Raw genomic sequence first — 19,291 nt, 5'->3', positions numbered from 1 at the left:
CGGCTAATGCGAACCGGGGCACGGTGATCAGGCGGATCTACCGTCGGATCGTAGCCGCGGTTTGCTTGCGCATGCGCTAGTCGTTCGGTGCCGAACGCTCGCGACGGTAAGGGATTTGTCACAGCCGCGACGTGTCCAAGACGGCCAGGTGGCTTATCCGCCAGTGATCCGGTGGCCATTGTGGGCTCAGTATTTCGCGTTCACGCCGATTGAACTCCCGGCGTGGAGGGAGGTGGAGCCGTAGTGGGGGCGGTAGGGGCCTTACTCGGGACAGTCGGGGGAGCCAGGGAGCCGTACTGGGGGCAGTAGGCCTGGATCGCGGCTCCCGTGAAGTAGGCCGCATTGAGCGGTGGCCAGTTGGTGGCGTTAGTGACCTTGGTGACCAGATCCGCGTTGCTGGTGTTGGGGTTAGCGCTGAGGGTGGCGCAGACGACGGTCTTCGCGACCTGGATTGCTCTGTCGGGTGCGCCGTAATTCATGCCGGAGGTGTTCAGGTTGGTGATGAATGCGTCGTCAGTGGCGTCCGCATGGGCCGGCGCGGCCAACCCGACGGACCCGAGGGCAAGGACTAGCAACGCTATGGTTCTCACCACCATGGCATCGCCCTCCTAGTTGGGAAGTCGCGACGAGATTCCACGGCATTCTAGCTACTTCGACCTGAAAAAGTCGGCGCGTTGATCCGCGGGTTGATGGTGCTGAACAGGAAAGATGGCCTCAAGCCCTTGTTGCGGAAGGGATTGAGGCCATCGTGTTTCGTACTGTAGGCGATCAGGTGTCGCTTTGGGAGGCAGTGCTTCCCGCGGAGTTGTTGAAGTTGCCCGATGAGTTGGCGCGGGTCGATGGGCTGCTCGATGATCCGGTGTTCTTCGCCCCGTTCGAGCCGTTCTTCGATACACGGATCGGGCGTCCGTCCACGCCGATGGAGACCTATCTGCGGTTGATGTTCTTGAAGTTCCGTTACCGGCTGGGCTATGAGTCGCTGTGCCGAGAAGTCGCGGATTCGATCACTTGGCGCCGGTTCTGCCGGATCGGACTGGATGGGTCGGTGCCGCATCCGACCACGTTGATGAAGCTGACCACCCGGTGTGGCAGTGCGGCGGTCGACGGGCTCAATGAGGTGCTGTTGGCCAAGGCGGCTGAGGCGAAGTTGTTGCGTACTAATCGGATTCGGGTGGATACCACGGTGGTGCCGGCTAATGTGGCCTATCCGACCGATTCGAGTCTGCTGGCCAAGGCGACGCGCCGGATCGCCGGGATCGGCAAGCGGATCCAGGCCGCTGGGGGCGCGGTGCGCACCCAGCTGCGGGACCGCTCCCGCGCGGCGGGCAAGCGCGCGCACGCGATCGCGTCGAAACTGCGCTCTCGCGCCGCGCTGGGCCGCGACGAGGCCAAGGCCGCGGTGCTGACCAGCACCGGGGAGCTGGCTGTGCTGGCCAAAACCGCGGCGCGCGAGGCCGAGCGGCTACTGGTCAACGCCAAGCGGGCGGTGCGCCGGGCCCAGGTCAAAGCTGCCGACCTGCGCGCCCGCGGCGAGCATGATGCAGCAGCCGGCCGGCGACGTGGCCGGCTGGTGCGTGCGGTCAACGACCTGGCCAAACTGCTGGAAGCGACGCGGCAGATCGTGGCGCAGACCCAGCAGCGCGTCGCCGGGCACATCCCGGACGGGGCGAGTCGGCGGGTCAGCCTTCACGACGGCGATGCCCGCCCGATCGCCAAGGGCAGGCTGGGCCGGCCGGTCGAGTTCGGGCACAAGGCCCAGATCGTCGACAACGACGACGGCATCGTCCTGGACCACCGTGTGGAGCAAGGCAATCCACCCGACGCGCCGCAACTAGCGCCCGCGGTCAAACGGGTCACCAAACGCGCCCGGCGTACCCCGGGCACCGTCACCGCCGACCGCGGCTACGGCGAGGAACGCGTCGAAAACGACCTGCACGACCTCGGTGTACGTACGGTCGTGATACCGCGAAAAGGCAAACCCGGCAAGGCTCGGCAAGCCGAGGAACACCGGCCAGCCTTCCGACGAACAATCAAGTGGCGCACCGGCAGCGAAGGCCGCATCAGCACTCTCAAACGAAACTACGGTTGGAGCCGCTCCTCCATCGATGGCACCGAAGGAACCCGAATCTGGACCGGACACGGCGTCCTCGCCCACAACCTAGTCAAGATCAGCGGCCTCGCAGCATGACCCGACGCCCCAAAGCACGGATCTCTGCCTCCACAGTCACGCGGTATTCGCGCACCAACAGCAGACTCAGGGGCCGTCACTTTTTCAGGTCGAAGTAGCTAGCGCCGACCGGCGCGGCCCACCAAAGCTATGTGGGCCCCCCACCAGAGCCACCCGCCCCTCCGGTCCCGCCGTCGCCGCCCGAGGTACCCGCGTTCGGCGTGCCGGGGGTGCCGGGTGAGCCGGTGCCAGCCGTTCCTCCGTCGCCGGCACCGCCGTTGCCGCCCGCGCCACCGCTCGCGCCGACGCCGCCTGTAGTGCCGCCGTCGCCGCCGTCGCCGCCGAAGCCGCCGTCGCCGCCGACACCGTCGGAGCCAGCGACAGGGATGCCGGTGATGTCGCCTACTCCGTTTGCACCACCGTTGCCGCCGTCGCCGCCGTTGCCGCCGGTCCCCCCGGCCATAGTTGTGGTGCCGGCGCCGCCGGTGCCGCCGGTGCCGCCGATGCCACCGTCGCCGCCACGGCCGCCGCTGCCGTTAGTGCCGCCGACACCGCTATCGCCGCGGGCGCCGCCGTTGCCGCCGGTACTGCCTTGGCCGCCGATGCTGCCCGTCAGACCGGTAGTGCCGACGCCGCCAGCGCCGCCGTCACCTCCTTGCCCGCCCGCGCCGCCCTGGCCCATCCACAGGCCGCCCTTGCCGCCGGCTCCGCCGTCACCGCCGGCACCTCCGGCCAGGCCCGGCCCGCCGGCAATTCCAGCACCGCCGTGGGCGCCGGCCCCGCCGGCGCCGGAGAGCAGTCCGCCGTTGCCGCCGGCGCCGCCGGCCCCGCCATTGATCCCGGCCGTGCCCGTTCCGCCGGCGCCGCCTGCTCCACCGTTACCCCACAGTCCGGCCGACCCGCCGGCTGCTTTGCTGCGTCGGTCCACCCGTTCAACGGCTTTGCTGGGCAGACGTCGCTACCGAGTGTGCCGCTCTTTTGAAAATCGCAGACCCGCCGGCTTTGACCCGATTCACTCTCCGCGCACCAATCACGGCTATCACGGCCTGATACCGCTACTCAGCCACGCCCAACTCCTTCATCAAGGGAGACCTCCTGGCCGGCGAGGCTGAGCCGATGAGCGACTTTCAACCGGCTATTTTGGGCCAGCTGACGCCGTCCGCCATTTGCTTGAGAATTCCGCAAACATGTAGCTACGGGCGTTGGCATCCGTCACGCAGTTTGAGAACCACAGGCGCGCCGGCGACGTCGGAGCGGCTGTCACCGCGGCCGCGGTGGTCCAGCGGCTTCACGAGCTACTCAAAGCTGTTTGTGCGGTGAGCGAGCCAGGCGGCTGCTCGTAGGGAGGCTGTCCGATAGCGTTCGGGTACGGTCACGAGGCGGGTTGCGATCACTTGCGGGTCAACAAGATCAGCAGCGATCAGTGCGTCTACGAAGTTCTGGTCCTTCTCTCGGAGGGCACACAGTTTCGCAACACACAAGTCTTCCTTGTCCCGGCACCATCCGATGAATTTGAGGTCCGCCCGATGAGGCGGCGGTGTTCTTGTTCTGGACCTTGACGAGTCGGTCGCGCCATCCGTCTGGCAGTGCCGAGGTCTGCAGGTCCACACCGTCGATACTGAAACCGTGAAGCTGCTCAAACGGGGAGAACTCGCCCGCTGCTCCCTCGAGTTCATCTGCAAGACGGGCGATTTCACCCGTGTCGTCGGTGATCGGCAGAATGTCGACTTCCACCGACCTGGTGGCGTAAAAGGGCAGCTGATCATCGGGTATATGTGCCGAGGATCGCTTGGGAGCCGACGTTGATCACTTCAGTCAGGCCAGCGATTTGGCAGGCGGCCCGGATAGCGTGCTCAAGCTGGTCGCGCCGCATCAGTGCACCGTGCGCAGAACGCGGATGCGCTCCTCATCGGGGAGCAGTCCACCAATCGGCGAGACTTCGCGCATCTCGATGCAATCGCGGCCGAGTCCAGTAAGGACGCGATGCAGGCCGGGTACGTTGCCGTCTCTCACGAGCGATTCCCAGCGGTCGAGGTTTCTCATGTGTGGCTGGCCAGTGACGCCGGACCGCAATCGTCGCAGGTTGCGCTCGATCGTGGGTTGCCATTGTGTGAGGGTCGACCGCGTCAGGTGTCTGGCCAGCTCGCGGTGCAGTTTCCACGAGCGGCGTTCTGAACGTGTCAGCTTGGGAGTGACTGGTCGGCGGGTGATTTCGAGTCGGTACCCCATACAGGACAGCAGTCGGTCGAGCTGCTCATCGCTTAGCTCAACCTTGTCGGAGAGGAACTGGCTGATGCTCGGCTGGTGCACACCGCTGAGCCGAGACAACTCGGACTGTGTGGTGCCTGTTTCGTGCATCACCGTCCGCAAGACGTCACTCCGACCGCTCATGCCCAACTATAGCATTATCTACTATAGCTCGCCGGCGGACCATTCTTGCGCACGCGTCTCCGGCCGATCCGCTGCATCGGATGCGGTTGATGAAAAATGCCGAGCTCGTTGGCCGCTGATGCCACGCGATTGACTATCACCTGCCAGGCTGCGTCATCTGATGCCAACCAATCACCGACCACAGCACCGACCAGAACAAGCCGCGACCACTCAACGGATATCTGAAAGCCATCGCTGACCTGTGAAAACAGTGAGTGCCCTCGGCAGGATTCGAACCTGCGACACCGGCTTTAGGAGAGCCGTGCTCTATCCCCTGAGCTACGAGGGCCGGGGACGTCTTTGAATACCTGACCAAAACCTAGCCCGGTCGACGCGCTGGCCGGTTTTCGGTCGTATTCGTTCCGTCCTGGTGCCGTTCCCGGCGGTCTGGCTGGTCGTCGGGCTGTGGCGGGTGTGAGTGTAGCGGGCACATCGAAGGCCACGCGACGCTTGGGCGTGCGTGGTGGGCGTTTGTCGTGGCGGCCGGCGTTAGGCGGCTCGCTCTGCGGGGTGTCGTCGGCGGTGTAGGTAGGCCGTTAATGCATTGCGGCGCTTACGTCATCGGCCGCTCATTCGCGTCGGCAGTCTCGTGCAGGCGCTCGACGAGCTGAGTGAAGCCTTCGAGGCGGTTATCGATCGTGTTCTGCAGGATTTCCTGGTCGAGGTCGGCGTACTGATGGGCGAAGAGGTTGCGCATGGCGACGATCTTGGGCCACTCTGCAGGCGCTTCGGCGTCGAGCAGTTCGGGGGAAACCTTCGCGACCGCATCGATGGCTACCTCGAGGCGATGACTGACGGCGTCTCGAATCAGCGCGTCGTCCAGCGAGCCGCGAGCCAGGTGTTCGCGCAGCACCTGCAGGTGTTCAGAGGCGTCTTTGAGGTGCTGTGAATCCTTGCGACGTCGCCGGGTCATAGTTGCTTCGCGTCAGCAGCGGCGGTGACGGCAGCGTTGGGCTTGAGCAGGCGGGCGGGAACGACGTCGACCGGACGGCCTAGTAATCGTTCCAACTCGACGTCGAGTGCGGCAAGGTCGAAGAGATCGGCGCCAGGTTCGAGGTCGACGAGCAGATCGATGTCGCTCGCGTCGTCGTCCTCACCTCGTGCGAGGCTGCCAAACACGCGGACATTGGTTGCCTTGTAGGTCCGAGCGAGGGCGAGGATCTGGTCGCGGTGCTTGACGACTATCCGCCCCAGCGCAGTGCTGGGCCGAAATCGGCTAGCCCGATAGTTCTTGATCAGCCGCGACACCTCGGGCTGACTTCTGCCGACGGCATGTGCGATCTGCTTCTGGCTCAGTCCACGGTCGGCAGCCAGGCCGACGGCGTCCCGCAGTTGATTGCTCGCCTGGATCCGCAATCGATCGGTCTCGGCACTGACTCTTGCGAGCAGCGCCAGCACATCCGCTTCGTCGCCCATATAGCACATGCTATAGCGGCCGCGGCGCACTCTCCGTGCACGTGCGTCCAGTTTCCGCATAAGCACGATGCGACGGGATACGTCCCGTCGGTGCCGATGAGGGGGTGTCGCCGTCGAGGAAGAGAGTTGCGAGGCCACGGCTTCACCTTCGGCGCCTTCCCAGATTCGCGTGACCGCGTTCCCAACCTACCGAGCCAGCCGCTTGGGACCAGCACTCAAGTGGTTTTCGACAGGTCCCCGAGGGCCGATTGGCTGAGCTGGGCGGCGGGTCAGCGCAGTTCGGCGATCACCTTGCCAAAGTTCTCAATGTGATTGTCCTGCACGGTGAAGTACGAGACGCCATACTTTTCGCGGTGCTCCCACAGCTTGTCGGCCATCTGCCGCGGCGACCCGCTGAGTACCGAATGCATGGCCAACAACTCCGCATCGGACAAGTCTGGTGCATTCCTCCGGGTCAACGACAGATTGGGCATGCTCTCGCCTTCACGCGGGACGGCGGTGATAACCAGGTTCAGCTCGAGCGGATCGAACCGATCGCCGGCGGCATCGCGGACGAACTCGATTCGTTCGGCCAGTGGGTCCTCGACGTCGCGCACCTTGGCTCCGGTCAGCCCGACGATGTCGGCATGCCGAGCGGCCAGTGTCATCACCCGGTCGCCGCTGCCGGCGATAAGAAGAGGCACTGCCGGGTGATGATCACGTAGGTAGGCCGTCATGTGTTCGAGGTAGTCGACGCGGGCTCCGGCACTGGGATAAGGCAGTTCGGCGGCCTCGAATTCGGCTCGCTCGTAGCCGGCGCCCAGGCCCACCTCGAGACGGCCGTCGCTAAGCACTTCCAGCGCCTCGATGTCTCGGCTCAACAGGGCCGGCTTGTAAAAGCCGGCATTGAGCACATACATGCTCAGCCGGATTCTCGTGGTGACCATTGCGACCGCCGTCAGCGCCGGGAATGGCGCGATCGCGCCCAGGTGATCGGGCACGCAGAGGACGTCGTATCCAAGGTCTTCCGCGCGCTTGGCTTGGTCCTCCAGTGTGGCACGCGATTTGATGAAGCGGATGCTCAATGCAAAGCGAAAATCCTTGGCCACCAACAACCTCCGTCGAAGCGACACTCACCAAGATCGAGCAGCGTCCACCAAGCCGTGCACCAAGGCGGCCGTGACCGGCGACAGGCCGTCGGGACCAGGGAGTGGGCTGCGCGGGCTCAGCCCTCTGACCCGAACCGACAGTTCCAGCTGGGTCCCGCCGTCGCGCACCCGATTGACCGGGTTGTCGGGATGCAGGCCCCGCAGCTCCGGCGGAATCGCGTCGAGGTCGGTCACGACCTGGTATCCGGGCAGCCGGATGTGCCGGGCGAGGTGGGCAGCCAACGTCCGGTTGCGGCCTCCTGCCAGCAGCTGTGTGCTGCGCCCGATCCGGCCGTAGCCATGCAGTGAGACAGCGACGTCGACGTGATCGAGGAACTCGGAGAGCCGTGACGAATCGGCGGGATCGAACCGGGCCGACGGCAGGTGGTGCGGATAGCGGTCGGGATGCCGCACCAGGTACACCGATGCCTCGGCGGCGTTGGCGGCTCGTTCGGCGATCACGTCGGTCACCTGTTCCAGGCCGCCGCCGTGGATGGCAAGAAAACCGAACCGCGACCGCAACTGACCGAACTCGGTCACGCCGGGCTCGCTGAGCAACTCTGAAAGAGACTGTGGCGCAGAGGTGTTGGATGACGTCAGCCGATGCCAATGTGGCCTATGCGCGGGATCCCAACGGCGCAGGAACTCGACCCAGCGTTGCGGCAGCCCATGGTGGACCGCGCCGTCGATGATGCGCGGCAGATAGCCGGGCCGGGGCGGGCCCGGCGTTACCCGGTGATCGATGTAGACCCAGGCCGGCGCGGGTCCGCCGTCGGTGTGCACGGTCAGCCGGTCCCGCCGGTAGCGCAGCGGCACTCCCTCAGCACCGTCCAAGGTGGCCAGGTCGCGGTCCGACACCTGCCAGAGCACGCCGTGCACCTGACTCCCGGCGAACGCGTCGACGGTGGCCACGCCACGCTGATTGATCAGCCAGTCGTGATTGCTGAGTACCGCCGGCCGCGGATCACCGGCGTCGGGACAGCGCATGGCCATCTGCCGGACGCACAGATTGGACCCGTATGCGAAATAAGAGTGTCGCCGGACCGGCATTCAGCCGGTCACGGTCAGGTAGATCAGCATCACGTTAAGCAGACTAATCATCACCGCGACCACCCAGCCAACAACGGTCGTGCCGCGATGGTTGGTATCGCTGCCCATCACTTCGTGGTTGCTGGTCAGCCTGACCAATGGCAGCACCGCGAACGGTATCCCGAAAGACAACACAACCTGCGAAAGCACCAAGGTGCGCGTGGGGTCGAAGCCCATCGCAAGAATCGCCACGGCCGGGCATAACGTGACGAAGCGGCGTACCACCATCGGAACCGACCAGTGCAGCAATCCCTGCATGATCATGGCACCGGCATAGGCGCCCACCGACGCCGACGCCAGCCCCGAGGCCAGCAGCCCGATCGCGAACAGCACCGCGATCGTCGCTCCCAAGGTGTCGTGGACAGCAACGTAGGCGCCTTCGATCGAGGCGGCTTCCCCGCGACCCCGCATGTTGAGCGCGGCAACCAGCAGCATCGCGGCATTTACTCCGCCGGCGATTACCATCGCCAGGCCGACGTCCCAGCGGGTGACGCGCAACAGGCGGCGCCGGATTGCTCCGGGCTCGGGGTGCCCATGCCGGTCGCGCGCGAGACCGGAATGCAGATAGACGGCGTGTGGCATCACGGTGGCCCCGAGGATGGCCGCGGCCAGCAGCACGCTCTCGGTTCCGTTGAACCGAGGTAGCAGGCCGCCCAGGACGGCGTCGGGGGGAGGTGTGGCGACGAAGAAACTGGACGTGAACCCGATCGCGATCACCATCAGCAACCCGGTGATGACGGTCTCGAACAGGCGTTGGCCGCGACGGTCCTGGACCGTCAGCAGCAGCAATGAGATCACGCCGGTGATGATCCCGCCGATCGGCAGCGGCAGGTCGAACAGGATTCGCAATGCGATGGCTCCGCCGATCACTTCGGCCAGATCGGTTGCCATCGCCACGATCTCGGCCTGCGCCCAAAAGGCCAGCCGGGCGGGACGTCCCATCCGGTTACCGATCGCCTCGGGCAGTGACTGTCCGGTCACCAGCCCAAGTTTCGCGGACAGGTACTGGACCAGGCCGGCCATCACGTTGGCCGCGACGATGACCCACAACAGCAGGTAGCCGAACTGGGTGCCGGAACTGACGTTGGCCGCGACGTTCCCGGGGTCGACATAGGCGATCGCCGCGACGAAGGCCGGCCCGAGTAGATACCAGCTCGTTTTGACCGAGGTTTGGACGTCCTGCGCCAACTCACCGACCTTCGATCCGCATCATCGAATAAGAAAGTGAGGTTATCCGAAACCCGTTCGCTCCGGCCACCGGCTGGCCCATTCCCAGGCCAGTCGCCTATCGGTAGTCGGGATTGGCGAAGTCCGGTCGGCAGCCGGCGTCCCACTTGGTGCGCTGATTTCCATAGGCTGGTATGCCGCCTGCGGTCCGCAACATCTGCGCGAGGTGCATCAAGTTGTACGTCATGAACGTGGTGTTGCGATTGGTGAAGTCGTTCTCTGGCCCGCCCGACCCGGGGTCCAGATACGACGGTCCCGGACCGGCCTCACCGATCCAGCCCGCGTCGGCCTGGGGCGGGATCGTGTATCCCAGATGTTGCAGGCTGTAGAGCACGTTCATCGCGCAATGCTTGACCCCGTCTTCGTTTCCGGTGATCAGGCATCCGCCCACGCGCCCGTAGTAGGCGTATTGCCCTTGCTCGTTGAGCAGATGCGAGCACGCGTAGAGGCGCTCGATCACTTGCTTCATCACAGAACTGTTGTCGCCCAACCAGATTGGTCCGCACAAGACGAGAATGTGAGCGTCGAGGACGCGTTGGTAGATGCCCGGCCATGCATCGGTTTCCCAGCCGTGTTCGGTCATGTCGGGCCACACGCCGGTCGCGATCTCGTGGTCGATGGCGCGCAAATGGTCGACCTCGACGCCGTGCTCGCGCATGATCCCGGCGCTGCGTTGGATCAGGCCCTCGGTGTGGCTGACTTCGGGCGAGCGCTTCAGGGTTGTGTTGATGAATAGTGCACGCACACCGTCGAACCGCGGCGCGGGCAGCGCGGTGGTGTCATCGGGAGTAACGGTCATGCCCACCTACTGTCTTGACTGGCGCCTCATACGGTTGCGCGGATCCTTAGTGGCTTTCGGCCAGTGGAATCGTATCGAGACAGATTGAGTCGGTGATGCGCTTAGCCTCGGCGTGTTTCTCGCCTACCGCGTGACGGCCCGATAAGCGGGCAGTCGCGGTTGTCGGTGCTACTGATGGCAGGCGGGCGTATACAACCCCCGACCGGTGACGAGGGGCAGGTCGAGCGTGGTCCGGATACCCGGCTCCGCGGCCACGACCGCCGGGACGGCGTTGACGACCCGCATCGCCGTCGCGACCAGCCCGGCATGGTTGTGGTCACCGCGGCGGCTGCTCAGGCAGATGTCCATGGCGTAGCAGGGTTCGCCGGTGATTTCGATGCGGTAGGAACCGCCGGGCTGCGCGGGTTGCGGCCAATCGGGACACAGGTCCTCGCGTAACCGGGTGACGTGTTCCAGCACGACGGCGGGCCGGCCGTCGACCATCCCGAGCACCTCGAACCGCAGCGCCGCCGCGCTGCCCTCGCGAATATGGCCAGACGAGATGTCGAAGGCTTCGGGCGCCGGTTCCCGCACGTACATTTCGGTGACCTCGTCGAGCGAAATACCAAGGCCCGCAGCGAGTTGTCGGACCACCGATCCCCACGCCAAGCTCAGGACACCGGGCTGCAGCAACATCGGGATCTCGTCCATCGACTTGCCAAAACCCATCACGTCGAACATGACGACGGCGCTGTCATACGTCGCGTAGTCGACGATTTCCATGCAGCGCACTTGCTCGATGCTCTGACACGTGCCGGCTAACGCCAGCGGCAGCAGGTCATTGGCGAATCCCGGGTCGATACCGTTGACATACAGGCTTGAATTACCTTGCTGGGCAGCATCTTCCAGTGGCTTGATGAGTTCTTCGGGGATCACTTGCCACGGATATTGCAAGAAGACGGGTCCGCTGCCGACGATATTGATCCCGGCTGCCAGGACGCGGCGGTAGTCCTCTAGTGCCTCGGGAAGCCGGTTGTCGGCCATCGCGTTGTAGACCGCGCATTGCGGACCGGTGGCGAGTACCGTGTTCAGATCGGTGCTGGCCCGCACGCCGGTGGAATCGGTAAGCCCGGCGAGTTCGGCTGCGTCCTTACCGGCCTTGGCATCCGAGGACACCCACACGCCGGTGAGTTCGAACTCCGGGTTGGTGATGAGCGCTCTGAGCGAATGGATGCCGACGTTGCCGGTACCGAGCTGGACGACGGGTATTGCCATGACGGGCTCCTCACAGGTCGGGTACGGGGATGTCGAGATTGGGGAATGTGAGGCCGCCGTCGACCTCTAGTGTCTTGCCGGTCAGGAAACCACCGGCGGGTGACGCCAAATAGACCGCCGCGGCGGCGATATCGATGGGATCACCGATGCGGCGTAAAGGTGTCGCTTTCTCCATCGGCGCGCGGAGCGCGTCGTTGGAGGCCACCACATCGAGCGCGGAGGTCAATATCGATCCCGGTGCGATGGCGTTGACCCGGATGCGTGGGCACAGGTCGAGCGCCGTTAGCCGGGTGTAGTGAGACAGCGCGGCCTTGGCGGTGCCGTAGGCGGCGAAACCGCGACCGGCCAGCCGGCCCATGGTCGAGGTGATGTTGATGATGCTGCCGCCGCCGGAGTGTTCGAGCATCAGCGGCACCGCGGCGATGGTCAATGCGTGGGCGGTGCCGACGTTGAAAGTGAACGCGTCCTTGAGTTCCTTGGTCGAGGTGGTCAGCAAGGTGTTAGGCATGGTTCCGCCGACATTGTTGACGACTATGTCTAGTTTCCCGAAGGCTTCAACCGCCTGGCCGGCCAGCTGTGCGGTCACTTCCGGATGGGCCAGGTCGGCGGCGAGGACATGGGCCCGACGGCCGACCGCTCGGACCTGTTCGGCGACCTCGTCCAGCTGGGATTGTGTTCGCGAAGCAATGACAACATCCGCACCGGCCTCGGCGAACGCTAAGGCGATGGCCGCGCCCAGACCGCGCCCCCCGCCGGTGATGACGGCGACTTTGTCGTCGAGACGGAACCTGTCGAGGATCACTGCGGCCTCGTTTCAGTTGTTGGCCGAAACGACAATGTTCCACGCCGTCTCGGGAGGGGCGTTTCTATAACAGGTTCTAGTTTGTCATAACGGCGTGGATATGTAACGCCGCCGAGTTTCGTCCGGGTTTGCACGGTGTGCCGAAGCGGAAAATCTGTTTGAATCAGGGACCGGGAACTCGAGGACTTGATGTCGGCCCGCGAGCCAGATCTGGGCCAGCATCAACTGTTATATCGGAGGTTGCTTGTTGTTAATCTAGCCTCAATGCTGCGAGGGAAACGGCTGGTTGGCGGGCCGCGGCTTAAGGCTGGCGGCGAAGATGTTTCATCTCTACCGTTAGGAACTGAATTGAAACTCAACCGATTTGGCGCCGCGCTGAGTGTCCTGGCTTCTGGTGCACTGGTCTTAACAGCGTGTGGCAGCGACAACAATGCAACTGGGGGAGGTGCAACGGGCGGGCCGGGGTCGAGCGACGTGAACTGCGGCGGGAAGAAGACGCTGAAGGCCAGCGGATCGACGGCCCAAGCCAACGCGATGACCCGGTTCGTCAAGGCGTTCGAACAGGCTTGCCCGGGCCAGACATTGAATTACACCGGCAACGGTTCGGGCGCCGGGATCAGCGAATTCAACGGCAGTCAAACAGATTTCGGTGGTTCGGACTCCCCGCTGAGCAAGGAGGAGGCGGCCGCCGCGCAGCAGCGCTGCGGTGGGTCGCCGGCGTGGAACCTGCCGGTGGTGTTCGGCCCTATTGCGGTCACGTACAACATCACCGGAGTCAGTTCGCTCAACCTGGACGGCGCCACTTTGGCCAAGATCTTCAACGGCGCGATCACCGCGTGGAACGATCCCGCGATCCAAGGACTCAACTCGGGCACCAACTTACCCGCGACGCCGATCCACGTCGTGTTCCGCAGCGACGAGTCCGGGACCACGGATAACTTCCAGCGCTACCTCGATGCCGCGTCCAACGGCGCGTGGGGCAAGGGCGCTGGAAAGGCGTTCAAGGGCGGTGTCGGTGAGGGCGCCAAGGGCAACGACGGCACCTCGGCGGCGATCAAGAACACCGAAGGATCCATCACTTACAACGAATGGTCGTTCGCCCAAGCGCAACACCTGAACATGGCCAAGATCGTCACCTCGGCCGGACCGGATGCGGTTGCCATCAGCACGGACTCGGTTGGCAAGACGATTGCCGGCGCCACGATCAGCGGGCAGGGTAACGATCTCGTGCTCGACACGGTCTCGTTCTACCGGCCGACGCAGCCCGGTTCCTACCCGATCGTGTTGGCGACCTACGAGATTGTCTGCTCGAAGTATCCCGACACGCAGGTTGGCACCGCGGTGAAGGCATTCCTGCAAAGCACCATTGGTGCCGGCCAAAATGGCTTGGGAGACAACGGGTATATCCCGATCCCGGACGCATTCAAGTCGAGGCTGTCGACCGCGGTCAACGCCATCGCCTGATCTGAGGTCAATGTGGTCAAAGGCCCCCGGGCCAAGTCGGCGCTAGCGGCCGTGGACGCGCGCGCATCTCGACGGGCGGACCGGCTGTTCAAAATGACCGCGGCCGCGGCCAGTTCGGTGATCGTGATCGCGATCCTGCTGATCGCGATATTCCTGTTCATCCGCGCCGTCCCGTCGTTGCGTGCGAACAACGCTAACTTCTTCACCAGTGCCGCATTCGACACGGCCGACGACGAAAAACTGGCATTCGGTATCCGCGACTTGTTCATGGTTACGGTGCTCAGTTCGATAAGCGCGCTGGTGTTGGCCGTGCCGATCGCTGTCGGCATCGCGGTGTTCCTCACCCAATACGCGCCGAGGAGGTTGTCGCGTCCATTCGGTGCGATGGTCGATCTGCTGGCCGCGGTGCCGTCGATCATTTTCGGGTTGTGGGGAATCTTCGTGCTGGCACCGAAATTGGAGCCGATCGCCAGCTTTCTCAACCGCAACCTCGGTTGGCTGTTTTTGTTCAAGCAGGGCAACGTGTCGCTGGCCGGCGGAGGCACGATCTTTACCGCCGGCATCGTGCTCGCGGTGATGATTCTGCCGATCATCACGTCGGTGTCGCGAGAAGTGTTCCGGCAGACGCCGCTTATCCAGATCGAAGCTGCGCAGGCGCTCGGCGCGACGAAATGGGAAGTGGTGCGGATGACGGTGCTGCCCTTTGGCCGTAGCGGTGTGATAGCGGCGGCAATGCTGGGATTGGGTCGTGCTCTGGGTGAAACCGTGGCGGTGCTGATCATCTTACGTTCGGCCGCCAAGCCGGGGAACTGGTCGCTGTTCGACGGCGGTTACACGTTCGCTTCCAAGATTGCTTCCGCGGCTGCGGAATTCAGCGAACCGCTGCCGACCGGAGCCTATATTTCGGCGGGATTCGCACTGTTCATTCTGACTTTCGTGGTCAACGCTGCCGCCCGCGCAATCGCGGGTGGCAAGGTCAACGGATAACGGATGGGCCACGATGAGCCTTGACGCGCTAGACCGTCCGGTCAAAGCGGTGGTATTCCGACCTTTGAGCCGTAGGCGCTGGATCAAAAACCATGTCGCGACCATGTTTTTCTTCACCTCGTTCGCCATTGCGTTGGTGCCGCTGTTCTGGCTGCTAGGGGTCGTGATCGCACGAGGCTGGTACGGCGTGACCCGGTCGACGTGGTGGACCCACTCACTGCGCGGGGTGCTGCCCGAGGAGTTCGTCGGCGGCGTCTACCACGCGCTGTACGGAACCGTGGTGCAGGCGGGCGTGGCAGCCGCACTGGCCGTGCCGCTGGGCTTGATGACCGCGGTGTACCTGGTGGAATACGGAACCAGTCGGCTGGCGCGGGTCACCACCTTCATGGTCGATGTGCTCGCCGGAGTCCCCTCGATTGTGGCGGCGCTGTTCATCTTCAGTTTGTGGATCGCCACCTTGGGATTTCCGCAGAGCGCATTTGCCGTGTCGTTGGCGTTGGTGCTGCTGATGTTGCCGGTAGTGGTGCGATCCACCGAGGAGATGCTCAGGCTGGTTCCCGACGAACTGCGAGAAGCCAGCTACGCGTTGGGTGTTCCGAAGTGGAAGACAATCGTGCACATCGTCTTCCCGATCGCGATGCCGGGCATCGTGTCCGGCATTTTGTTGTCGATCGCGCGCGTGATCGGCGAGACGGCACCGGTGCTGGTACTGGTCGGCTACAGCCGCTCAATCAACGTCGACATCTTCAACGGCAACATGGCCTCGCTGCCGCTGCTGATCTACACCGAGCTCACCAATCCCGAACACGCCGGCTTCCTGCGCATTTGGGGCGCTGCCCTGACCCTGATCATCATTGTGGCCGTGATCAACTTGCTAGCCGCGGGGATTCGCTTCGTGGCCCGCCGACGTCGCTGACCAACCACTCAAGAACCCTGCGCGAGTTTCAGCACCCTGCCATTGCCGCGGTCGGCGACGTAGACGTTCCCGTTTTTGTCCACCGCCACCGACAACGGGGTGTTGAGTCCGGTGAACGGCAGCTCGGTCGAGGCGGTGGCTCCCGCCGGCAACTTTGCCACCGCGTTGTTGTCGTGTTCGGTGACATAGATGTTGCCGGCGCCGTCCACCGCGATACCCCACGGCGCGGTGAGGCCGGTGAACGGTAGCACGGACTGGTTGTTGGTCCCGGCGTCCAGCTTCAGCACGCGATTGTTGTCGGTGTCGGTGACATAGATGTTGCCGTCACTGTCCACGGCTACCCCGTCGGGGTTCTTGAGGCCGGTGAACGGTAGCACGGTCTGGGCGTTCGCGCCCGACGCCAACTTCACCACCCGGTTATTGCCGCGGTCAGCGACGTACACATTGCCCTGTGGGTCCACTGCTACGCCCTCGGGGTAATTGAGGCCGTCGAACGGCAGCACAATCTGGTTGTTCGAACCGGCCGGCAACGCCACCACCCGGTTGTTGAAGTCGCTGACATAGATCTTGCCGGAGCCGTCGACCGCCAATCCCTGCGGCTCGTAGAGCCCGTTGAACGGCTTCACCACCGGCGTGCTGGAGCCCGCCGCCAGCGCGACCACCCGGCCATACATCGTTTGGTTGGTGATGTAGACAGTGCCGTCGCCGTCGACGGCCACCCCGCCCGGGGAGAGGCGGAAGTTCAGGCCGGTGAACGGCAGCACGACTTGTCCCGACGTCGCTTGCGTGGACGAGCCTTTCGGCCTCGTCACCACGAACGCGGTGATCCCGGCAATGGCGATGAGGATGACCGCGGCAACCGCGCCGATTAGCAACGGCTTCCGGCTCTTGCGGGGCGGGGTAGTCAGAAAAGGTTGTGATGGTTGGCCGAAACTCGGTGGGCCGGCGGGCGCGCCGGCTGGCGCGATCCCCGGTTGACTTGGGATGCCAGCAGCGCTCGGCACCGGGGCGGCCAGAGTCCACTCGTCGGACGCTTTCGGGGTTGAGCGCCAGCCGCTAGGGGTCGGTGGTAGCGGTCGAGCCACGGTCTCGTCGCCGGTTGGGTACTGGGGCGGTGGTGCAGCAGTGTGCGGCGTCTGCTGGGGACCCGCGCCGGTGTAGTTGGTCCAACCGCCGGCAACGTCGGGAGTGACGGCGGGGGCCATCAGGGTCGCGTTGTCGCCCTGCCGCAGGATGCTCGCCTCCTGGTTCTGCTCGGGCGTGGAGAGCGCGTCGTGGGCGGCGATGGCCAGGTCGCCGGCGCTCATATAGCGATCCACGGGGTTCTTGGCCATGCCTTTGGCAATGACGTGGTCCAAGGCCTCCGGAATCCGCCCGGGCCGTAGCTGGCTGGGCCGGGGCGCAGGTTCCATGAGGTGTGCGGCGATCAACCGTTCGACGCTGTCGCCCCGGTACGGCGGCGCCCCGGTCAAACACTCTCCCAACACGCAGGCCAGTGCGTAGATGTCGGCCCGGTACGTGACCTCGTTGCTGGTGAACCGTTCCGGGGCCATGTAGTTGTAGGTGCCCACCGCCATGCCGCGCTGGGTCAGCCCCGGATCGGCGGCGTTGCGGGCAATACCGAAGTCCACGAGATAGGCGAAGTCGTTGCTGGCGACCAGGATGTTTTCCGGCTTCACGTCGCGGTGGGTAATGCCGCTGCCGTGCGCAGCGTCTAAAGCCGCGGCGATCTGGCGCACAATGGCCACCGCCCGTGCCGGGCTCAGCGGACCGTATTGCGTCAGCATCGCCCGCAGCGAGACGCCGTCGATCAGGCGCATCTCCACGTAGAACTGGCCGTCGATTTCGCCGTAGTCATGGATGGGCACGATGTGTGGCTCGGTCAGCCGCCCGGCGATGTCGGCTTCGCGGTGCATCCGTGCCAGAAACGTGGAGTTGTCTGAGAATTGCGCCGAGATCAGCTTCAGCGCGACGACCCGGTGCTTGCGGGTGTCCTCGGCCTCGTAGACCTCACCCATCCCGCCCCGGCCGATCAGGCGTACCAGCTGATACGGCCCAAAACGCGAGCCCACCCGCGAATCCGGCCCGGTGACGCTCACCGTCGATGCTCCCTTCGCTCAGCCACCCGACAGTCACTGGCCGAACCGGCCGCCGTCGTCAAACGGATGGTTAACCCACGGTAAATCCTCGGAGAGTAGGCACACAACAAAATTGTGCCACTCATAGTGAATCTTGAATCACGAGTCAGTAACGACGTTCCGACGGCCAGGATACGGTTCTGTGCTGAGAAAACGCTTAATAACCTAAAGTCGTTTGGACGCTTGGTAATTAACCCCGGTGAGCGGGTGGGCGCCGGGAGCGGGGGCCCGCTCAGGCAATACTGTTCACCACGGGAATCAATTTCGATTGAAATGAGCTCGGCAGCGGAATGTATCCGTACTCGTCCAAGCCAATTTGGCCGTCGCCAATTGTAGCCTGCATAAACGCTTTTACCGCTGCGCCGGTCGGGGCGTCGGGATACTTCGAGCAGACGATCTCATAGGTCACCAACACGATCGGGTAGGAACCGGGCTGCGTCGGCCGGTAGAACGACGACGTGTCCACCACCAGGTCGTTGCCCTGACCCCGGAAGGTGGCACCGGCAATCGTCTTACCGACCGTTTCGGCCGTGATCGTCACCGGATTCGGGCCCGCCGAGGTGATGATCTGGGCCATGTTCAATTGGTGGCCAACCGCGAACGACCATTCGTTGTAGGTGATCGAGCCATCCGTTCGCTTCATGGCTTGCGAGGTGCCGTCGTTTCCGGTAGCACCTTCGCCGACACCGCCATTGAACGTCTGGCCGGCGCCTTTGCCCCACGCACCGTTGGATGCGGCGTCAAGGTATTTCTGGAAGTTGTCGGTGGTACCGGACTGATCGGCGCGGAAGACGACATGGATCGGGGTGGCGGGCAGGTTGGCGGTGGTGTTGAGCGCCTTGATCGCCGGGTCGTCCCACTTGGTGATGGCTCCGTTGAAGATTCTCGCCGTCGTCGGACCGTCCAGATTGAGCGAACTGACGCCGTTGATGTTGTACGTGACCGCGATCGGGCCGAACACCACCGGGATGTCCCACGCCGGCGACCCGCAGCGTTCCGCCGCCCGATCGGGTTCCCCCTTGGCCGGGTTCATCGGCGAGTCGGAGCCGGCTAGATCGGTCTGACCACCCAGAAACAGCTTCATTCCTGCGCCGGAGCCGTTCGCGTTGTAGTCCAGCGTGTAGCCCGGGCACGCGTGGATGTAGGCGTAGACGAACTGCTCCATCGCGTTCTTTTGCGCGGTCGAGCCCGCGGCCAGAATCTTCTTCTTGCCGCCGCAGTTCACCGGGACCGTAGGCGTGCCGGATCCCGACGACGATGCCGCGTTGTTGGAGTGGCCTCCGCATGCCGATAACACCAGTGTGCTGACGACGAGCAGTGTCAGTGGCTGAGTTAGCGGCGCGAGCAGACGCAAACGCCCCCAAAATCCGCCCGGATTGGGGGTGTTTGCGTCTGCTCGCGGCCCCTTGCCTGATCGAGTGAACTTCACGGACGCTCCTCCTGAAGACTCGGGGTCGGCAGCACGACGAGCATAC

General features: G+C 64.3%; 17 protein-coding genes and 1 tRNA gene. 4 read left to right on the top strand and 14 right to left on the bottom strand.

Features of this window, described 5'->3' with window-relative positions:
• Positions 1 to 200 precede the first annotated feature (200 nt).
• Positions 201 to 596 (bottom strand): DUF732 domain-containing protein, encoded by a 396-nt coding sequence (locus AADZ78_RS22300; RefSeq protein WP_204080593.1) that lies wholly within the window; start codon positions 594 to 596, stop codon positions 201 to 203.
• Positions 597 to 748: 152 nt separating this feature from the next.
• Between AADZ78_RS22300 and AADZ78_RS22295 the strand changes: the two genes are divergently transcribed.
• Positions 749 to 2,188: an ISNCY family transposase gene (locus AADZ78_RS22295; protein ID WP_085251832.1), complete on the top strand. Its 1,440-nt coding sequence runs from the start codon at positions 749 to 751 to the stop codon at positions 2,186 to 2,188.
• 127 nt (positions 2,189 to 2,315) lie between these two features.
• Here the strand turns inward: AADZ78_RS22295 and AADZ78_RS22290 are convergent, their stop codons facing one another.
• The 11 genes from AADZ78_RS22290 to AADZ78_RS22240 all read right to left on the bottom strand — a co-directional run bounded on the left by AADZ78_RS22290 (position 2,316) and on the right by AADZ78_RS22240 (position 12,311).
• Positions 2,316 to 3,095, bottom strand: a complete 780-nt coding sequence (locus tag AADZ78_RS22290) for a hypothetical protein (RefSeq protein WP_204903328.1) — start codon at positions 3,093 to 3,095, stop codon at positions 2,316 to 2,318.
• A 944-nt stretch (positions 3,096 to 4,039) separates the two neighbouring features.
• Positions 4,040 to 4,525, bottom strand: a complete 486-nt coding sequence (locus AADZ78_RS22285; protein WP_085253054.1) for a helix-turn-helix domain-containing protein — start codon at positions 4,523 to 4,525, stop codon at positions 4,040 to 4,042.
• Between the two features lie 288 nt (positions 4,526 to 4,813).
• Positions 4,814 to 4,886: transfer RNA gene (locus AADZ78_RS22280), tRNA-Arg, on the bottom strand.
• Between the two features lie 264 nt (positions 4,887 to 5,150).
• Complete coding sequence (locus tag AADZ78_RS22275) at positions 5,151 to 5,510, bottom strand: DUF86 domain-containing protein (protein WP_085253055.1); 360 nt, start codon at positions 5,508 to 5,510, stop codon at positions 5,151 to 5,153.
• Positions 5,507 to 6,013 carry a nucleotidyltransferase family protein gene (locus AADZ78_RS22270; RefSeq protein ID WP_085253056.1) on the bottom strand — a complete coding sequence of 169 codons (507 nt, stop codon included), beginning with the start codon at positions 6,011 to 6,013 and terminating at the stop codon, positions 5,507 to 5,509. The genes AADZ78_RS22275 and AADZ78_RS22270 overlap by 4 nt, the downstream gene beginning before the upstream one ends.
• Before the next feature lie 269 nt (positions 6,014 to 6,282).
• Positions 6,283 to 7,107: an LLM class F420-dependent oxidoreductase gene (locus AADZ78_RS22265; protein ID WP_085253057.1), complete on the bottom strand. Its 825-nt coding sequence runs from the start codon at positions 7,105 to 7,107 to the stop codon at positions 6,283 to 6,285.
• 18 nt (positions 7,108 to 7,125) lie between these two features.
• Positions 7,126 to 8,190 carry a poly-gamma-glutamate hydrolase family protein gene (locus tag AADZ78_RS22260; RefSeq protein WP_085253058.1) on the bottom strand — a complete coding sequence of 355 codons (1,065 nt, stop codon included), beginning with the start codon at positions 8,188 to 8,190 and terminating at the stop codon, positions 7,126 to 7,128.
• Positions 8,191 to 9,417, bottom strand: coding sequence for an Nramp family divalent metal transporter (locus AADZ78_RS22255; protein ID WP_085253059.1), 1,227 nt, complete (start codon positions 9,415 to 9,417; stop codon positions 8,191 to 8,193).
• Between the two features lie 97 nt (positions 9,418 to 9,514).
• On the bottom strand, positions 9,515 to 10,255 hold the full coding sequence (locus AADZ78_RS22250; protein ID WP_085253060.1) for a flavodoxin family protein: 741 nt from the start codon (positions 10,253 to 10,255) through the stop codon (positions 9,515 to 9,517).
• A gap of 168 nt (positions 10,256 to 10,423) precedes the next feature.
• A complete protein-coding gene (locus tag AADZ78_RS22245; RefSeq protein ID WP_085253061.1) occupies positions 10,424 to 11,509 on the bottom strand; it encodes a diacylglycerol kinase in 1,086 nt (361 codons plus the stop codon).
• A gap of 10 nt (positions 11,510 to 11,519) precedes the next feature.
• Positions 11,520 to 12,311, bottom strand: a complete 792-nt coding sequence (locus AADZ78_RS22240) for an SDR family oxidoreductase (protein WP_085253062.1) — start codon at positions 12,309 to 12,311, stop codon at positions 11,520 to 11,522.
• A gap of 348 nt (positions 12,312 to 12,659) precedes the next feature.
• Here AADZ78_RS22240 and pstS (AADZ78_RS22235) point away from each other — a divergent pair, with 348 nt between their 5' ends.
• From pstS (AADZ78_RS22235) to pstA, 3 genes are read left to right on the top strand one after another with little or no spacing between them, the layout of a single operon-like run.
• On the top strand, positions 12,660 to 13,775 hold the full coding sequence (gene pstS / locus AADZ78_RS22235) for a phosphate ABC transporter substrate-binding protein PstS (RefSeq protein WP_085253063.1): 1,116 nt from the start codon (positions 12,660 to 12,662) through the stop codon (positions 13,773 to 13,775).
• Positions 13,776 to 13,787: 12 nt separating this feature from the next.
• A complete protein-coding gene (pstC, locus tag AADZ78_RS22230) occupies positions 13,788 to 14,762 on the top strand; it encodes a phosphate ABC transporter permease subunit PstC (RefSeq protein ID WP_085253064.1) in 975 nt (324 codons plus the stop codon).
• A 13-nt stretch (positions 14,763 to 14,775) separates the two neighbouring features.
• Positions 14,776 to 15,678 carry a phosphate ABC transporter permease PstA gene (gene pstA / locus AADZ78_RS22225; RefSeq protein ID WP_085253065.1) on the top strand — a complete coding sequence of 301 codons (903 nt, stop codon included), beginning with the start codon at positions 14,776 to 14,778 and terminating at the stop codon, positions 15,676 to 15,678.
• Positions 15,679 to 15,686: 8 nt separating this feature from the next.
• On the opposite strand, the gene AADZ78_RS22220 is transcribed toward pstA, so the two are convergent.
• Positions 15,687 to 17,777, bottom strand: a complete 2,091-nt coding sequence (locus AADZ78_RS22220; RefSeq protein ID WP_085253066.1) for a serine/threonine-protein kinase PknD — start codon at positions 17,775 to 17,777, stop codon at positions 15,687 to 15,689.
• Positions 17,778 to 18,048: 271 nt separating this feature from the next.
• On the bottom strand, positions 18,049 to 19,164 hold the full coding sequence (gene pstS, locus AADZ78_RS22215) for a phosphate ABC transporter substrate-binding protein PstS (RefSeq protein WP_085253113.1): 1,116 nt from the start codon (positions 19,162 to 19,164) through the stop codon (positions 18,049 to 18,051).
• Positions 19,165 to 19,291 lie beyond the last annotated feature (127 nt).

The sequence above is a fragment of the Mycobacterium riyadhense genome (assembly GCF_963853645.1).
Classification (GTDB): Bacteria; Actinomycetota; Actinomycetes; order Mycobacteriales; family Mycobacteriaceae; genus Mycobacterium; species Mycobacterium riyadhense.
Note: the sequence above shows the minus strand (reverse complement) of the source record. Positions and strands in the feature narration are given on the sequence as shown.

Coding starts and splice junctions, on each gene's coding strand:
- AADZ78_RS22300 (WP_204080593.1), bottom strand. CDS start 596: ATGGTGGTGAGAACCATAGCGTTGCTAGTCCTTGCCCTCGGGTCCGTC.
- AADZ78_RS22245 (WP_085253061.1), bottom strand. CDS start 11,509: ATGGCAATACCCGTCGTCCAGCTCGGTACCGGCAACGTCGGCATCCAT.
- pstA (WP_085253065.1), top strand. CDS start 14,776: ATGAGCCTTGACGCGCTAGACCGTCCGGTCAAAGCGGTGGTATTCCGA.
- AADZ78_RS22285 (WP_085253054.1), bottom strand. CDS start 4,525: ATGCACGAAACAGGCACCACACAGTCCGAGTTGTCTCGGCTCAGCGGT.
- AADZ78_RS22250 (WP_085253060.1), bottom strand. CDS start 10,255: ATGACCGTTACTCCCGATGACACCACCGCGCTGCCCGCGCCGCGGTTC.
- AADZ78_RS22260 (WP_085253058.1), bottom strand. CDS start 8,190: ATGCCGGTCCGGCGACACTCTTATTTCGCATACGGGTCCAATCTGTGC.
- AADZ78_RS22275 (WP_085253055.1), bottom strand. CDS start 5,510: ATGACCCGGCGACGTCGCAAGGATTCACAGCACCTCAAAGACGCCTCT.
- AADZ78_RS22270 (WP_085253056.1), bottom strand. CDS start 6,013: ATGGGCGACGAAGCGGATGTGCTGGCGCTGCTCGCAAGAGTCAGTGCC.